Raw genomic sequence first — 16401 nt, 5'->3', positions numbered from 1 at the left:
CGTTGTCTATATAAAAATAAGAGTTGGAGAGTGAATGGGTGATGAGGAGAGTAAAGAAAGCCATTATTCCTGCAGCGGGGCTTGGTACACGTTTTCTGCCTGCAACGAAAGCAATGCCAAAGGAAATGCTTCCGATCGTGGATAAACCCACCATCCAATACATTGTGGAGGAGGCCGTGGCATCCGGAATTGAGGATATTATCATAGTGACGGGTAAAGGCAAACGTTCCATTGAAGACCATTTCGATCATGCGTTTGAACTGGAGCATAATTTGCTCAGCAAGGGGAAGTATGAACTGCTTAATGAGGTTCGGCGCGCTTCGAATGTTGAAATCCATTACATACGCCAGAAAGAAGCCCGAGGTCTAGGCCATGCCGTTTGGTGTGCACGTAATTTTATAGGAAACGAGCCGTTTGCTGTCCTGCTAGGGGATGATATTGTCCAATCCGATACACCTTGTACTCGTCAATTGGCGCAGCAGTTCGAACGCTTGCAGAAGTCCGTGATAGGTGTTCAAACCGTACCCGATGATCAAACGCATCGTTATGGTATCGTGGCTCCGCTGGGCAAAATGAACCGCTTGTATGAGGTGGATTATTTTGTAGAGAAGCCTCCTGCCGGTCAAGAACCGTCGAAACTAGCCATCATGGGCCGCTACATATTAACTCCTGAAATTTTTGATTTTTTGGAACATCAAGAGGAGGGCGCTGGTGGAGAAATTCAGTTGACGGACGCGATCCAGAAGCTGAATGAAAGTCAGGGCGTATACGCCTATGATTTCGAAGGCACCCGATATGATGTAGGTGAAAAGCTTGGATTTATTATGACAACTCTTGATTTTGCACTTCAAAATGAGGAGCTCCGCAAACCCCTTCTACTAGGTATGGAGACGATTCTTGAAAGAGAGTATTCAAATTCAAATAAAAATTAATAGCTGAAGAGGTGTATCATCCATGTCTCCCAATCCGCAACGTAATGAAGTAGACGTTGTGTTCGAAGTAAATAAACGATATGCAAACGATTTGGCATTAGAGGCGGAACCTAGAGTTATGTATTTGGCAATAAAACGTGTCATGGATTGCGTATTGGCCTTCATCGGCCTTGTTCTGTTGTCGCCACTCTTTGTGATTGTATCCATTCTTATAAAACTGGAGGACCCGAAAGGGTCTGTTTTTTTCTACCAGACACGCATCGGTAAGGATGAGAAGCCATTCCGAATGTACAAATTTCGCTCCATGGTATCGAATGCGGAAGAACTGCTCGAGGAGCTATTGGATCAAAATGAAGTCAGCGGTGCTATGTTCAAAATGAAGAATGATCCTCGTATTACGAAGCTTGGGAAATGGATTCGAAAGACGAGCATTGATGAGCTGCCTCAGCTATGGAATGTTCTCTGCGGCGAGATGTCTCTGGTCGGTCCAAGGCCGGCATTGCCAAGAGAAGTTCAATTATACAGCAATTACGACAGGTTGCGATTGAGGGTAAGCCCTGGCTGCACCGGATTGTGGCAGGTGAGCGGCCGCAACAATTTAAGCTTTGATGAGATGTTGGAGCTGGATCTGGAATATATCGAACGAAGAGGCTTGTGGATGGATCTGAAATTGATACTTCAAACCGTCAAGATCATGATCCTTCCGAATTCAGCCTATTAATTGAGGCGTGCTATTGGAATTTTGAGGGAGATAGGGTGATTGGAAAATATGGAGAGGATCTCTGGATTAAGCTCTTGGAGAAGGAACGCCGCACGAACGGTTCGCGGGTCGATACAGGTCGGAGTCATTATAGCGAGCGGTACTTTGATTGGATTGCTCAGTTCCGTTGACTCTCTGCATATTAAACTGCTGGAGATGGTATTCCTGGTCTTATGTATGCTGATCGGGCTGTATATCCAGTTTAAGAGCCCCCATGTTCTTATTCCATACTCACTTTTGATATGGACGATCAGCCCTGAGGTAAGACGCTTGCTCGACTGGTCGTTTCAGTCGTACAGCGATACATCGATTATCATGCTGACTCCGTATTCTGTTTCGTTGATATTACTGATAACAACGCTAAAACACTTTAATCGGATCGATTCGAGAATAAGATTGATCATAAAAATCATTGGTGTGGCATTGATATATGGGTTTATCCTCGGTTTCATGAAATATGGGCTGTCTTCTGTATATGACTTGCTGAGCTTATTTGTTCCATTCTTAGTGCTGCTATACGTGAGTGCCAGTCAGTTCGATAAGGGAATTTGGGACAAATGGCTGAGAAGCTTTGCTTATCTTGCGGTCCTTGTTGGAGTCTACGGCATATACCAATACTTGGTTTTGCCTCCTTGGGATCATTTCTGGATGACAACTGCGGATATGAACTCAGTCGGAATACCGGAACCTCAGAAATTCCGGGTGTTCTCTCTGCTGAATTCACCGGGACCCGCAGGCATGTTTCTTGGGTTTGCACTAGCCATTATGATTGTGCAAAAAAAGTGGAGAGCGTTTGGCATAGTCGGAATCATGATCGTGGCGTTTGCGCTTTTGCTCACTCTGGTTCGGGTTGGATGGATTACGTGTGTAATAATGATCGTTGCCTATTTTGCCCGTTCCCGATTAAAGAGCAAAGTGCAGTTGGTAGCCTTAGGTGTCATTATGGTGCTGGCGTATACCTTCATTCTTCCGCTCTTGCCGGGGGCCAATCAGGTATCCTCGCGCATTAGCACGTTCGAGTCATTGGAGGAGGATCACTCTTTTAATGAGCGGTTGGACTTTGCTAAATATATTATCTCGGATGTGATATCCAATCCCATTGGAAGAGGACTGGGCAGTTCGGGACTGGGGGTCAAGCTAACCCAGAGTTCGAATACAGTGGCTGTATTTGATAATGGGTATTTAAATTTGTTTTATTCATTTGGGTTACCCCTGGGACTGGCCGTTATTTTTTTATTAGGATATCTGTTCGTGATTCTCTTCAAGATCAGCAAAACAGATAAGGGTTATGCTCCGATTTCCTTTGCAGCTATCAGTGCGATTCTATTTCTGTTATTAGGAAGCAATGTATTGAGCGGATTAAGCGGATATATTCTGCTGCTGATTATCTCACTCGCATTTCCATATGCGTCTACAAATCGGAGGGAGTTATAGCATGTTAATCGTTTTTTTAGGCGACTCCATTACGGAAGGACTAGGTGTCATTCGCTCCAATACCAATTATGCCAACTTGTTGCAGGCTCAGCTCAAGTCACTGCTTTCCCAGCCTGTTGAAATCATGAATTTCGGCTCCAGTGCCATGCAGGTAAACGAATCAAGGGCGAAGTATGAACAGCGTATTATGGAGCTGCAGCCGGATTTCATCGTGTTTGCCCACGGCATTACGGAATCCATTGTACGGGAACAGAAACAGTATTTGAATTGGCTGCCCAGACGGTGGCGAAGACCCGGTTGGATGGACCCAAGACCTTATTATTCGACTCGAAAAGCGCGGAGACTTATGGAAAAGCTGGAATCGGCGCTTCGATGGAGAGTAAAGGTGGCCCTGATTAAAGTGTTCGGCGGCAGACCATGGATGAGTCTCGAGGAATTTAGACAGCATACGACCGAACTTATTCTGAACATTCTGAATAACAGCCCGAAGACCAAGGTGGTGCTGCTTACTCCCAGTGATATCGAGGAGAAGTATTTTCCGGGATCTGTAGAATCAATGAAGCGGTACAGAGGTATATTGCACGATATTTGCGAGAACAGCCAAGATTTAAACCGGGTATATCTGTGCGACACATCCCAAGTCTTAAATAAATGGAGTGATTACTTGGAAGATCGGTTTCATCCGAATGAACTGGGACACAGTAAAATTGCTAAAGCGTTGCTCAGCGCCATTCGTGAGGATTCCCTTGCTGCACAACCATGGATGAAAGAGGTACAACGATGAGAATCTGTTTTGTTACGCACAAGGTGAAGAAGGGAGACGGACAAGGCAGAGTTAATTATGAAGTCATTGTGGAGGCTTTAAAGCAAGGGCACGAAGTGATCGTGATATCCTCAGAGCTGTCGGAGGACCTCCGAAATCATTCCCAAGTGGAGTGGATTAGGATCAATGTTAGCAAAATCCCGATCACCTTGCTGAGAAATCAGTTTTTTGCTATCGTCTCCGCATGCTCAATCTGGCTTCGTCGGGCACGTATTCAGCTAGTTGTGGTCAATGGATTCATAACTTATGCCCGGTCTGATATCAATTGTGTGCACTTAGTTCATAGCGCGTGGGTGAAATCGAAGTATCATCCGTTTCGGGAAAAGAAAACGATAAGGACGTTTTACCACTTCGTCTACAACGGGATCAATGCCGTTCTGGAGCGAATCGCACTGAAGAAAACCCGGCACATTATTTCCGTATCTGAGCAGGTGAAGCAGGAGCTTGTCCGGGATGCAAAATTAGGCGGTCGGCGCATTTCAGTCGTTCATAATGGCGTTGACACGAGCGAATTCTATCCACGGCCGATCAATAGAGCCGATTATAAGCTGGATGAGCATACAGTCTATACCTTGTTTGCAGGAGATTTGAACTCAGGCATAAAAAATCTGGATACAGTGCTCCGTGCGTTATCCGAAGTGGAGCATGTTCACCTGCTGGTTCTAGGAAATGCAGAAAAGAGCCCATATCCGAAATTTGCCGAACAATTAGGAATTTCGGACCGTGTTCATTTCCTTGGGTATCGGAAGAATATCGCAGATTTTATGGCGCTTGCCGACTTGTTTGTTTTTCCTTCTAGATATGAGTCGTTCTCGCTTGTCATTTTAGAAGCGATGGCATCAGGCCTGCCTGTGATCATGAGCAACCGCTGCGGCGTGGTTGAGCTTCTGTCTGACGATGCAGCCATAGTCTTGGACAATCCGGATGATACCAAGGCTCTGACCAATGCAATCAGAGAACTATCCTCCAGTCCGGAACAATTAAGAAGGATGGCACGAAGAGCGAGGGAACATGCGCTCCAAAACGACTGGGAGGCCATGGCGATCAAATACATGGAAATATTCAGAGAGACGATGAACGCTCAGTCAGGCATTCTGCCGATCGACAGGCTTGAAGGGAAAGAACGGTATGTTGAAAATACATATACTCAAAAGTAAAAGAAGTTGGGGCAGTCTTGGCAATGTGATGCAAACATTTGCATCCAATGTGTTGATCCTCGGTGTCAACGTATTGACAGGTATTATTATCGCGAGGACTTTAGGCCCTGAGGGCCGTGGAGAACAGGCAGCCATGATTATGTGGCCGCAATTCTTGGCGTACTGTTTAACTTTAGGCATTCCGTCAGCGCTGGTCTATTATATGAAAAAAAAAGATGGGAACCAGGGCTCGCTCTATATCACCGCGTTGATTATGTCGTTGATTCTTGGGTGCGTGGCCATAGCGATCGGTGCTGCCCTCATTCCGTTCTGGATGAAGGAATACTCACCGGAAGTCATTGAATTTGCCGTGTGGGCACTGGCAGTTTCGCCGCTTGCCATCCTAGGCACCATTAATATAGCTGCCTTACAGTCTAGGGAAGAATACCTCTTGTATAATTTCATGCGATATATTCCGGTCCTGGGTACACTGATTCTGCTCTGTGTTCTTGTTGCAACCGGGAATGTTACGTCATTTTATACATCGATCGTATATCTTTTTCCCGCTATCCCAATAACCATATGGATAACAATCAAGCTGGTCTTGCATTATAAAATGAAGCAGAGGAACAAGCTGGAATCCGCCAAAAAGCTGCTCAGTTATGGGGTCCGTTCCTATGGAACCGATGTGGCCGGGACCTTTTCCGGTTATATTGATCAGATTTTGGTAGTAGGGTTACTATCGCCGGCCAGTCTTGGCCTATATGTTGTTTCGCTGAGCCTGTCAAAAATTTTAAATACGATTCAGACTGCGATTACCTCGGTGTTGTTTCCCAAGGCGTCCGGACTTCAACAGGCGGAAGCCATTCGACTCACGTTCAAAGTTTACCGCGTTAGTATGCTGGTGACTCTTCTTGTAGGTGCCTCGGTATTTCTTATTGCACCATATCTGTTAATTCTCTTGTATGGACAGTCATTTACGGATGCTGTTCCGATATTCAGGATTTTAATCTTCCAAACGGGGATTGCGAGTCTTTCATGGATTCTTTCACAAGGCTTTATGTCTACTGGCAAGCCGGGGGTAGTTACCATCATTAGAGTATCAACCCTTGGGCTTAATATTGTGCTGCTGAATATTCTTATCCCGATGCTAGGAATTGAAGGTGCGGCAATCTCGCTGTTGATTACATCCGTCGTGGAATTTATTCTGATCTTTCTGCTCTATACGCTGAAGCATCATATTAAACCACGGGACTTTATCTTAACGAAGAAGGATATTGTATGGCTGCTTCAGCGTATTCGTGCTCAATTGAGCAGCTAAGGAGTCACACTGTGCCAATTGTATATGAACTAGCTTTACCGTTAAATCTTATTGAAGAAAAGAGAGATTATGGATGAATATACTTACAACTGGAATGGGTTGGATCGATATTCAGCATGGCGGATTAAACCGTTATTTTGCGGATTACATGAAAGCTATGAAGGAGTATGGCCATACCGAGCTTGGACTGGTCGTAGGTCCTCAGGGGGCTATAATAGAGACAGATCTTAATATTATCAATACAACGGAAGAAGCAACCAATCACGATCTCCTGTCTCGAATGAGATCCGTTCAGAAACGTTCCTTTCAGGCAGTGGGCAGCTTTCAGCCCGATGTGTACAATCCGCACTTTGCACTCTATTCTGCTATGGTTACAAGGAGGAAAATACCGCCGCATGTCCCGATTGTTACTCATTTTCAAGGACCTTGGGCGTTAGAATCAAAAATTGAGGAGAAGAAGCAGAGCGGAGCCGTGACAGAGGTGAAGTGTTGGCTGAAGAAACAAGTAGAACAAATTAGCTATCGGCGTTCCGACAGCTTCATTGTTTTGAGTCAGTATTTTAAAGATATGCTCGTGGAGAACTATGATGTGAAAGAGCGGGACGTTCATATAATTCCGGCAGCTGTAGATCATGAACGCTTCCGCCCTCATCCCAATCGGGAGCAATTGAGAGCAGAGCTGGGTATTTCAGCTGGTCAGCCCATGCTCTTCTGTATAAGAAGATTAGTCCGTAGGATGGGAATTGACAGGCTGATTCACGCCATGGTAGACGTGATCAAGATACATCCTGAATCTCGCCTGTTCATCGGTGGAGACGGACCCATGCGTGCGGAATACGAAGCGTTAATCGGTCAGCTTGGACTCTCTTCGCATGTTAAATTGCTTGGCAGAATTTCTAACGAAGAGCTTGTTCGTTACTATCAAGCTGCGGATATCAGTGTTGTTCCGACACTTACCTTAGAGGGATTTGGGCTTATAACGGTTGAGTCTCTTGCGTGCGGGACGCCCGTGCTAGGAACTCCATATGGGGGGACGAAAGAGATTCTGCAGCAATTGTCGAATGACTTACTGTTCAAAGACGGGACATCTGAGGCCATGAGTGAAAAAATTATTGATGTTCTAAATAACAATTTATTTTTGCCAACCCGGGAAACATGCAGACAACATGTGCTGAATCGGTATACATGGAGCAGGGTGGCGGAGGCTGTAACCGGGTTATTTACGGAAGAGATTGAGAAAAGGAAGGTACTTAGAACATGAGGATTGCCTTCTATAATCATACGAGTACCGTGAGCGGGGGCGAGATTAGCTTGCTGTTGACCGCCAGGCATTTAACCAAAGCGCATCCGATATTGTTTGCACCAGAAGGGGAGCTTCTTCAGAGAGCCCGCAGCCAAGGGCTTGAAGCTGTTGTTATACCAAGCTTTCGTGCGAGGTTAACTAAAAATCCTCTCCTTCTTGTTATATATGTATTCGGTATGCTATGGGCAGGTTGGAGGCTTGCTCTTCTTATGAAGCGAAGCCAGGTAGATCTTATTCATGCCAATTCGATTCGTGCTGGTATGATGGCAGCATTATTCAGATGGTATCATAGGCTTCCTGTCGTATGGCATTTGCGAGATATGCCGCCTAAGGGACTCATTGGAAGGCTTATTCAAAAATTAGCCGTCCATACGACGCAGGCTCTTATCGGTATTTCTGAATCCGTTATTCATAGTATGGATCATCCCTCTTTACAAGAAAGGTGCCATCTTGTGCATAACGGAGTAGAACTGGTTCATTTTAATGCGGGGGAAAAAGACGAGATAAGAGCACGGTTAAGGTCGGAGTTACAAACACCGCGGGACGCGAAAGTGCTAGCCATAATTGGTCAGATTGCCCCATGGAAGAGGCAGGAAGATGCGATTGAAGCATTTTCAAGGTTTGCGGTTGAAGAACCGGAAGCGGTTCTATGGATCGTTGGTGAGGCTAAATTCAGGCAGGAGAATGAACGCTATCTTGAACGTTTAAAGGCCAGAGCTAGAACGTTAAAGATCGAAGATAAGGTTAGGTTTACTGGATTTAGAGATGATGTACTGGAGATCTGCTGTGCAGCAGATCTCCTTTTATTATGCTCAGAGAATGAGCCGTTTGGGAGAGTTATTATTGAAGCCATGTCGCAAGGTATGCCGGTTGTTGGCACCCGTGGAGGCGGCGTGCCTGAAATTATCCAGAGCGGTGAAAGTGGGCTTCTGTATGAGACTGGAAACATCGAAGAGCTTACACAATGTATCCGGCAGGTGCTAAAGGATAAACGAATGTGGTTGACGCTTAGCGATAACGGGCAAGAGCGTGTGCGAGATCACTTCTCGATTAAGCAGACATCTCAAAAAATTGAGCTGATCTATCAACAGCTGTTGTCTAAGCCGGGAATGAAACAGGTGGAACAACAACAGCATGCAAGGGAGCTGGTATAATGCGGGATTTGAAAATAGCCATTGTGCATGATTACCTCAATCAAATGGGGGGAGCCGAACGTGTGGTGGCTGTATTGCACAAGATGTTTCCCGATGCACCAATCTACACAACCATAGTCGATCGCAATAAACTACTCCCTGAATTACAGGATGCGGTTATCCATACGACTTGGATGCAGCGAATACCGGGGATACTAAATAAATTTAAGCTTTATTTCTGGCTGTACCCATTCTCAATCAGGTCTATAACCGTGAAGAACTACGATCTTATTCTTAGCTCCAGTAGTGCTTATGCGAAAGGGGTTCGGAAGGGTAAGCAGGGCCTGCATGTCTGTTATTGCTATACGCCCATGCGCTTTGTCTGGGATTTTGAGACGTACATGGAAAGTATTCAAGTCCCCCGTTTCGTGAAGAGGATTGCGAAATGGCTAATCTATCCTCTAAAGAGATGGGATAAGAATAACTCTAAACGCGTGGATCGTTTGATCGCTATTTCCACGATCGTGAAGGAGCGAATTAAACATTGTTACGGAGTAAATGCTCCAATCATATTTCCTCCCGTAGAAGTTAGCCGGTTTAGCGTCACGGAAGGGGAGCCGGAGGATTATTTTCTTGTCGTCTCTCGATTGGTTTCCTACAAAAAAATAGATTTGGCAATTGAGGCATGCTCACAGTCCGGTAAGCGTCTGATCGTAATTGGAGATGGACCCGATCGGCAAAGGCTGGAGCAGCTTGCCGGGGATACTGTCACTTTTCTTGGAAGAAGAAGTGACGAAGATGTTGTCCGTTACATGCAGAATTGCAAGGCGTTGATATTTCCCGGTATCGAGGATTTTGGCATAACTCCTCTTGAAGTCAATGCATGTGGCAGACCGATTATCGCTTACTACGGGGGCGGAGCGCTGGACACCATTATAGCTGAACAGACAGGGTTATATTTCGAGGAACAATCGATAAGCTCCTTAGTGAATACGATTAACAAGTTCGATCAATATGATTGGGACCCACAGTATATAAGGCAGCATGCAGAACAATTCAGCGAACACGTATTTATCGAACGGATGCAGTCCATCATTGAATCTTCGCTGAAATCAAGAGAGATCAAATCGACTATTCCAGAACCGGAGGGGAGTTATTAACAAATGCATATTGTTCTATTGTCAGGAGGTAGCGGAAACCGATTGTGGCCGCTGTCTAATGAGACACGATCCAAACAGTTTCTTAAAATACTGAATAACGCAGCTGGCCAACGTGAATCGATGGTACAGAGGGTATGGAATCAGCTTGGCAAGATGAACTTAACTCAGACTGCTGTTGTCGCAACCGGAAGATCGCAAGTTGAACTGCTTCAAAATCAGCTTGGACACGAGGTGGAAATCGTTGTTGAACCTGAACGAAGAGATACTTTCCCGGCAATTGCCTTAACTGCCGGTTATTTATACTCAGTGAAGGGTGTCAGTCTGAATGACGTTGTCATTGTGCTTCCCGTTGATCCTTTTGTAGAGGATCACTTCTTTGAGAAAGTAAAGGGACTGGAAGCATTAATGCTTGAAACGGAAGCGGATCTTGGATTAATGGGGGTTTCGCCAGATCATCCCTCCTCGAAATTTGGTTATATCATACCGCAGTCTGTATCGCAGTTAAGCAATGGGATGGAATTCTACAAGGTTAGCCATTTCGTTGAGAAGCCTGAAGAACAACAGGCTCTTCAGCTGTTAGAGCAATCCGCCCTCTGGAATTGCGGCGTATTTGCTTTTCGGCTCGGTTATCTCATCAATCATCTTATAGAGCAGTCTCTCCCCATTCAATATGATGAATTACTTCTACAGTATAACCGAATGCACAAGACGAGCTTCGATTACGCTGTAGTGGAGAAAGCAAATAATATTGTGGTTATGCCTTATAGCGGCTTGTGGAAAGACTTAGGCACATGGAATGTCCTGACAGAGGAAATCAAAGACCCCTTAGTGGGGCGGGGCACATTGAGCGAGGATTCTTCCAACACACATGTTATTAATGAGCTGGATATTCCAATAACCGTCATAGGTGCTCGGAATTTGATCGTTGCTGCTAGTCCGGACGGGATTCTTGTATCTGAGAAGAATGCCAGTACGCGGCTTAAAGAGGTGGTCAAATTTGGAGATCAACGGCCCATGCATGAAGAGCGCCGCTGGGGACGCTATCGTGTACTTGACTATACTAAATATCCGAATGGCTGCGAGGTATTAACGAAGCGTATCTGTATTCATGAAGGGCAAAATTTAAGCTATCAATACCATATGCTGCGCAGAGAAGTGTGGACGGTAATATCCGGAGAAGGTGAAATGATACTAAATGATGATGTCCGTCATATTAAAGCTGGCGATGTCATTGTCATTCCGATCGAAGCGAAGCATAGCATAAGAGCGATAACAGAGCTAGAAATTATTGAGGTTCAGACGGGTAGTGAGCTCATTGAAGACGATATTGTGAGACTGGCCACCAGGTGGGAGGAAATCATTCATATTGTTTCTGTGTAACAGAGATTTTCACTACTCATGGGAGTGATAAGAGATGAAATTAACGGTCATTGGAACCGGGTATGTTGGACTGGTCTCGGGCGTATGCTTTGCTGAGCTGGGGAATGAAGTTATATGCGTCGATAAAATCGAACAGAAGATCGAGCTGCTTAATCGAGGAGAGGTTCCCATATACGAACCAGAGCTTCAACAATTGATCGTTACGAACCAAGCAGCAGGCAGATTAAGCTTTACAACAGACCTAAATGAATCGGTCAAGAGCTCGGATATTATCATTATCGCAGTCGGAACGCCATCCTTGCCTAATGGTCATGCCAATCTGAGCTACATCGAACAGGCGGCTAAAGAGATCGGGCGAGCCATGAACAGTTACAAAATTATCGTAACGAAGAGCACGGTTCCGGTTGGAACCAACGAGAAGGTTCGGGAAATCATTTCTGAATATACGAATGAACCCTTTGATATCGCGTCGGTTCCTGAATTTTTACGTGAAGGAACAGCGGTTTATGATACGTTGAATCCGGATCGCATCATCATTGGCACCGACAGCGAGAGAGCGGAGAGACAACTGGTTGAGCTTCATAAAACGTTAACCTCGGATATCATCGTAACCGATATTCGGAGTGCCGAGATGATTAAATACGCCTCGAATGCTTTTCTGGCAACCAAAATATCTTTTATAAACGAAATTGCGAATATATGTGAAAAAGTTGGAGCCGATGTGACGAAGGTAGCCTCTGGTATGGGCTATGACAGACGCATCGGCTCTTCATTTTTGAAAGCGGGCATTGGTTACGGTGGCTCCTGCTTCCCTAAGGATACACAAGCACTTATCCAAATAGCGGGACAGATGGATTATGATTTCAAGCTCTTGAAGTCCGTTGTTGAAGTTAATCGTGATCAACGGTTTAATGTGGTCCGCAAGCTCGAGACTTTACTGGGTAATTTATCCGGGGCGACAATCGGCATTTGGGGGTTAGCGTTCAAGCCGGAGACGGATGATGTTCGCGACTCTCCCGCGTTCGAAATTATTGCTGCCTTGCAGGAGCGGGGGGCTAGAATTAGAGCTTATGATCCGATTGCATCCGACAATTTCAGAAAGCATTCAGATTTTAAACAGATTGTTTACTGTAAGGATGCAAAGGAAGCGGCTTGGCAGGCAGACGCACTATGCCTTCTGACCGAATGGAAGGAATTTGAGCGTATCTCGTTAACCGACATTGCCCAATGGTTGAAATCACCTTATCTGATCGATGGAAGAAATATATACACGGAAGAGCAGTTGGCCAATACCCAGCTTGTTTATTATTCGGTTGGCAGGCCCAATATGCGGGGAGGAATTAAGGAGAAGGCACCATCCCTTGCCTTGTAGATCAGTGATTGTCGGAGAAACATGCATTCCACCAATAGTATTATAAATTATTTATAAAGGGGAAGATTTATCGTGACTAAGAATGCACTCGTTACTGGAATAACTGGACAGGACGGCTCCTATTTGGCGGAATTATTGCTGGAGAAGGGCTATAAGGTCTATGGACTGCGTAGAAGAACCAGTACACCAATCATGGAGAATATCGAACATATTAAGCATGAGATTGAATTTATCGATGGTGATTTACTGGATCAGGGTTCACTAATGAATGCGGTGCGCATTTCGAATCCGGATGAGGTTTATAATTTGGCAGCCCAATCTTTCGTAGGTACTTCCTGGATTCAGCCTGTACTGACAGGACAATCAACAGCGATTGGTGTCGCCAATATGCTCGAGGCTGTACGCTATGCAAAGCCAGATGCAAGATTCTATCAGGCATCGAGCAGTGAGATGTTTGGTAAAGTGGTGGAAACACCTCAGAAGGAGACAACACCATTCTATCCGCGCAGCCCTTACGGTGTTGCCAAAGTATATGGACACTGGATAACAGTTAATTATCGAGAAAGCTATGATATGTATGCTTGTTCCGGTATCTTGTTCAACCATGAGTCTCCTCGCAGAGGCGTGGAATTCGTTACCAGAAAGGTAACAGACGCGGTTGCAAGAATTAAATTAGGACTCCAAACCGAATTACGACTGGGTAACCTGGATGCCAAACGTGATTGGGGATTTGCAGGAGACTATGTAAAGGCCATGTGGCTTATGCTGCAGCAAGACAAGGCAGAGGATTTTGTTATTTCAACAGGAGAAACCCATACCGTAGAGGAGCTTGTCTCCATTGCCTTTAGTCATGTGGATCTCAACTGGAGAGATTATGTTGTAATTGATGAGAAGTTTGTTCGTCCGGCTGAGGTGGATTTATTGCTAGGGGATTGTTCAAAAGCGAACGAGAAGCTGGGATGGAAGTTGGAGGTTGGATTTGAGCAAATGGTTAAGATGATGGTCGATAACGATTTGCAGAAGATCTCCAGCAACAATAATGTATTGGTACATCAATGAAAGCCTTAATTACTGGAGTAAGTGGTTTTGTGGGCAGGTACCTAGCGCAAAATCTAGTTAATCATGGATATGAAGTCTGGGGCACGTCACGTGAGGTGCCTTCTTCCATGCTAGGTGATGTGAAGATCCTTAAGATGGATTTCTCTGATAAAGAAGCGATAACGAAAGTTATGGAAGAAGTAAGACCGGATGTCATCTTTCACCTATCGGGTCAAAGCTCAGTCCAGTATTCATGGAGTCATATTAATGAAACCTTTCAATCGAATGTGATGGATGCTATTGGATTATTTGAGGCTGTAAAGGATTCCTCCATAAGAAGCAGAGTAAGGATTATATCGATAGGCTCATCGGAAGAGTACGGATTGGTTAAAGATTTACCAATTGTGGAGGACGCAGATACGAATCCTGGCAACCCTTATGGGTTGTCCAAACTTACTTTGAGTAAGTTGATACACTCATATTGCAGCATTCATGAGATGAATATTATTCACGCCCGAGCCTTTAATCATATAGGACCAGGCCAAGCCCTTGGTTTCGTGACAAGTGACTTTGCCAACCAGTTGATTAAGATAGAGCTGGGTAAAGCTGAGCCGGTGATCTCTGTAGGAGATTTGAGCAGTAAACGAGATTTTACAGATGTAAGAGATATCGTCGAGGCGTACCGGCTGCTTGTTGAAAAAGGTAAATCGGGAGAAGTCTATAACGTATGCTCCGGTAAATGTGTATCCATCCAAGACATCCTTACGTTACTCGTATCTTTTTCTTCAAAACCCATTGAAGTTGTCGTAAACAAAGACAAATTAAGACCGAATAATGTACCTGAGTATTATGGCTCGAACCATAAGTTGATGGAGTCGACCGGGTGGACCCCTTCCATCTCATTAGAAAATAGTTTGAGAGATATTTATATGTATTGGAAGGAGCAGTTTGAACAACTGACATTAGGCGGTCGGAAGAGCTGATTGGATGTGGATCCTACTGCCTACTAATTTGCATAGATAGGAGGTGGATACCTTGATTAATGAAGATGGCGTTAAGCTGGACCTGAGCGATATATCAAAAGAACTGTCTTTTTTACTCTATCTTCTGCGCAATAACGCCTATGATGAAATACTCGTTAAGCAATATGCATCGGATATCGACTGGAAAATGTTCATGAAACTCGCGCTGCACCACCGAGTTTATCCGCTTGTATATCTGCGATTTAAAGGAGTGAATGCATCACTAATTCCGTCTGAGGTTATGACATCCCTTCAGCAGCATTATCATAACAACGTGATGAAAATGCTGCATTTAAGCAGAGAAATGAGTCAGCTTTGTGAGGCGCTCAAGGATAATGGGGTGCGTACGCTTCTGCTTAAGGGCCCTATTCTAGCTACGCAGCTCTACGGGGATCTGGCACACAGGACTTCGAAGGATTTGGATATCTTGGTGGATGCGGATGACGTGGAGAAGGCTGAGCGGGTATTGGTACAGCTTGGGTACGAATTGCAGGATGAACGTATCTTGGAAAATTGGAAAAAAACAAGCCATCACTTGTCCTATGAGCATAAAAACCATTCGGCACAGATCGAAGTTCACTGGCGATTAAATCCTCATTATGACAAGTCATTTTCCTTCGATTTATTGTGGGAGCGCAGGAATGATGTAATGCTGTCGCATCAGATTTATCATTATCTGGGCAATGAGGATTTGCTAAGCTATCTGGCCGACCATGGTGCCAGGCATGGTTGGTTCCGGCTGCGTTGGCTGATGGATATTGAAAGGCTGCTCCCGATCATAAACAGCAGCGATATGAGAGCTCACTTTGAGCGATATGGGGGACAGCAATATGTAGGGCAGGCTTTCGTTCTCTTGTCGCGATTGTTCTCAGTTGACATTCCGCACGATTTGACTGTGCTGACTATGAACTCAAAGGCCCATCGTCTTGCAGAAAGCGCACTCTACTTTATTAAAAGAATCGTGAAATTGAACCCGGTGCCGGAGAAAAGCGTGGCATGGCGCTACAACCGTTACCTTTTCTCATTAATGACGGGTAAACAGAAAACCCTGTATATATTGAATAAGTTTCTGCCCAATTCGCGGGACGCTTCAGTGCTGCCATTACCAAAATCACTGCATTTCCTGTATTTTCCGCTTCGGCCATTTCTTTGGTTCTGGCGGCGTATCAAGCAACCGTCGATTTAAGGGCGTATCATCGCTTTTATAATTTGGATCGCAATCCGATTTGTAGAAGCGGGTAACATGAAATATTTCTCAAGCCAGCTTATAAAGCTGAAAAAGGGGGTTCTATCCATGAGTACGGAATTAATCACGACGGACGCGCTTGTTGTGCAATCCGAAGGTTTCCTGGTCAGTGATATGGATGGCGAGAAGGTGATGCTGAGCATCGAAAACGGCAAGTATTATAATCTGGGACGGATTGGCGGGCGGATATGGGAACTTATTTCGTCTCCTGTCACGATTTCCAATATGGTGGATCAATTGGTATTGGAGTATGAGATCGAGCCGGAGCTCTGTGAGCAGCAGGTGCGACTATTCCTCAAGCAGTTAGCTACGGAAGGCCTTGTTCAGGTGGATAAATAGCA

15 protein-coding genes are annotated in these 16401 nt (G+C 45.1%); all 15 read left to right on the top strand.

Annotated elements, in window-relative coordinates:
* Window positions 1–41 precede the first annotated feature (41 nt).
* The 15 genes from galU (at window position 42) to PLA01S_RS22005 (ending at window position 16399) form a co-directional block, all read left to right on the top strand.
* Window positions 42–932, top strand: a complete 891-nt coding sequence (galU, locus tag PLA01S_RS22075) for a UTP--glucose-1-phosphate uridylyltransferase GalU (RefSeq protein WP_127594096.1) — start codon at window positions 42–44, stop codon at window positions 930–932.
* Between the two features lie 22 nt (window positions 933–954).
* Window positions 955–1653: a sugar transferase gene (locus tag PLA01S_RS22070; protein WP_127594056.1), complete on the top strand. Its 699-nt coding sequence runs from the start codon at window positions 955–957 to the stop codon at window positions 1651–1653.
* 48 nt (window positions 1654–1701) lie between these two features.
* The gene (locus tag PLA01S_RS22065) at window positions 1702–3126 is read left to right on the top strand and encodes an O-antigen ligase family protein (protein WP_127594055.1); all 1425 of its coding nucleotides are present in this window, start codon (window positions 1702–1704) and stop codon (window positions 3124–3126) included.
* 1 nt (window position 3127) lies between these two features.
* A complete protein-coding gene (locus PLA01S_RS22060; protein WP_164817493.1) occupies window positions 3128–3910 on the top strand; it encodes an SGNH/GDSL hydrolase family protein in 783 nt (260 codons plus the stop codon).
* Window positions 3907–5106, top strand: a complete 1200-nt coding sequence (locus PLA01S_RS22055; protein WP_164817492.1) for a glycosyltransferase family 4 protein — start codon at window positions 3907–3909, stop codon at window positions 5104–5106. Before PLA01S_RS22060 ends, PLA01S_RS22055 begins: the two co-directional genes overlap by 4 nt.
* Before the next feature lie 28 nt (window positions 5107–5134).
* Window positions 5135–6406: an oligosaccharide flippase family protein gene (locus tag PLA01S_RS22050; RefSeq protein ID WP_164817491.1), complete on the top strand. Its 1272-nt coding sequence runs from the start codon at window positions 5135–5137 to the stop codon at window positions 6404–6406.
* A 94-nt stretch (window positions 6407–6500) separates the two neighbouring features.
* Window positions 6501–7667, top strand: coding sequence for a glycosyltransferase family 4 protein (locus PLA01S_RS22045; protein ID WP_246059760.1), 1167 nt, complete (start codon window positions 6501–6503; stop codon window positions 7665–7667).
* A complete protein-coding gene (locus PLA01S_RS22040; RefSeq protein WP_127594050.1) occupies window positions 7664–8863 on the top strand; it encodes a glycosyltransferase family 4 protein in 1200 nt (399 codons plus the stop codon). The genes PLA01S_RS22045 and PLA01S_RS22040 overlap by 4 nt, the downstream gene beginning before the upstream one ends.
* Window positions 8863–10002, top strand: coding sequence for a glycosyltransferase (locus PLA01S_RS22035; RefSeq protein ID WP_127594049.1), 1140 nt, complete (start codon window positions 8863–8865; stop codon window positions 10000–10002). The genes PLA01S_RS22040 and PLA01S_RS22035 overlap by 1 nt, the downstream gene beginning before the upstream one ends.
* 3 nt (window positions 10003–10005) lie before the next feature.
* Entirely contained in the window at window positions 10006–11382 is a 1377-nt protein-coding gene (locus tag PLA01S_RS22030) for a sugar phosphate nucleotidyltransferase (protein ID WP_127594048.1), read from the top strand.
* 34 nt (window positions 11383–11416) lie between these two features.
* Window positions 11417–12754 carry a UDP-glucose dehydrogenase family protein gene (locus tag PLA01S_RS22025; RefSeq protein ID WP_127594047.1) on the top strand — a complete coding sequence of 446 codons (1338 nt, stop codon included), beginning with the start codon at window positions 11417–11419 and terminating at the stop codon, window positions 12752–12754.
* Between the two features lie 72 nt (window positions 12755–12826).
* Window positions 12827–13813, top strand: a complete 987-nt coding sequence (gmd, locus tag PLA01S_RS22020; protein ID WP_127594046.1) for a GDP-mannose 4,6-dehydratase — start codon at window positions 12827–12829, stop codon at window positions 13811–13813.
* Entirely contained in the window at window positions 13810–14775 is a 966-nt protein-coding gene (locus PLA01S_RS22015; RefSeq protein ID WP_127594045.1) for a GDP-mannose 4,6-dehydratase, read from the top strand. The genes gmd and PLA01S_RS22015 overlap by 4 nt, the downstream gene beginning before the upstream one ends.
* Window positions 14776–14827: 52 nt before the next feature.
* On the top strand, window positions 14828–16000 hold the full coding sequence (locus PLA01S_RS22010; protein WP_127594044.1) for a nucleotidyltransferase domain-containing protein: 1173 nt from the start codon (window positions 14828–14830) through the stop codon (window positions 15998–16000).
* A gap of 108 nt (window positions 16001–16108) precedes the next feature.
* Entirely contained in the window at window positions 16109–16399 is a 291-nt protein-coding gene (locus PLA01S_RS22005; protein WP_127594043.1) for a lasso peptide biosynthesis PqqD family chaperone, read from the top strand.
* Window positions 16400–16401 lie beyond the last annotated feature (2 nt).

The organism is Paenibacillus lautus NBRC 15380 (assembly GCF_004000945.1).
Taxonomy (GTDB): domain Bacteria; phylum Bacillota; class Bacilli; order Paenibacillales; family Paenibacillaceae; genus Paenibacillus_AQ; species Paenibacillus_AQ lautus.
This window is presented reverse-complemented; position numbering and strand designations above follow the sequence as displayed.

Bases quoted from the DNA above. Each gene is read 5' to 3' on its own strand.
- PLA01S_RS22040 (WP_127594050.1), top strand. From the start codon at position 7,664: ATGAGGATTGCCTTCTATAATCATACGAGTACCGTGAGCGGGGGCGAG.
- PLA01S_RS22050 (WP_164817491.1), top strand. From the start codon at position 5,135: ATGCAAACATTTGCATCCAATGTGTTGATCCTCGGTGTCAACGTATTG.
- PLA01S_RS22065 (WP_127594055.1), top strand. From the start codon at position 1,702: ATGGAGAGGATCTCTGGATTAAGCTCTTGGAGAAGGAACGCCGCACGA.
- PLA01S_RS22005 (WP_127594043.1), top strand. From the start codon at position 16,109: ATGAGTACGGAATTAATCACGACGGACGCGCTTGTTGTGCAATCCGAA.
- PLA01S_RS22030 (WP_127594048.1), top strand. From the start codon at position 10,006: ATGCATATTGTTCTATTGTCAGGAGGTAGCGGAAACCGATTGTGGCCG.
- PLA01S_RS22070 (WP_127594056.1), top strand. From the start codon at position 955: ATGTCTCCCAATCCGCAACGTAATGAAGTAGACGTTGTGTTCGAAGTA.
- galU (WP_127594096.1), top strand. From the start codon at position 42: ATGAGGAGAGTAAAGAAAGCCATTATTCCTGCAGCGGGGCTTGGTACA.
- PLA01S_RS22025 (WP_127594047.1), top strand. From the start codon at position 11,417: ATGAAATTAACGGTCATTGGAACCGGGTATGTTGGACTGGTCTCGGGC.
- PLA01S_RS22055 (WP_164817492.1), top strand. From the start codon at position 3,907: ATGAGAATCTGTTTTGTTACGCACAAGGTGAAGAAGGGAGACGGACAA.
- PLA01S_RS22060 (WP_164817493.1), top strand. From the start codon at position 3,128: ATGTTAATCGTTTTTTTAGGCGACTCCATTACGGAAGGACTAGGTGTC.
- PLA01S_RS22015 (WP_127594045.1), top strand. From the start codon at position 13,810: ATGAAAGCCTTAATTACTGGAGTAAGTGGTTTTGTGGGCAGGTACCTA.
- PLA01S_RS22045 (WP_246059760.1), top strand. From the start codon at position 6,501: ATGGGTTGGATCGATATTCAGCATGGCGGATTAAACCGTTATTTTGCG.
- PLA01S_RS22035 (WP_127594049.1), top strand. From the start codon at position 8,863: ATGCGGGATTTGAAAATAGCCATTGTGCATGATTACCTCAATCAAATG.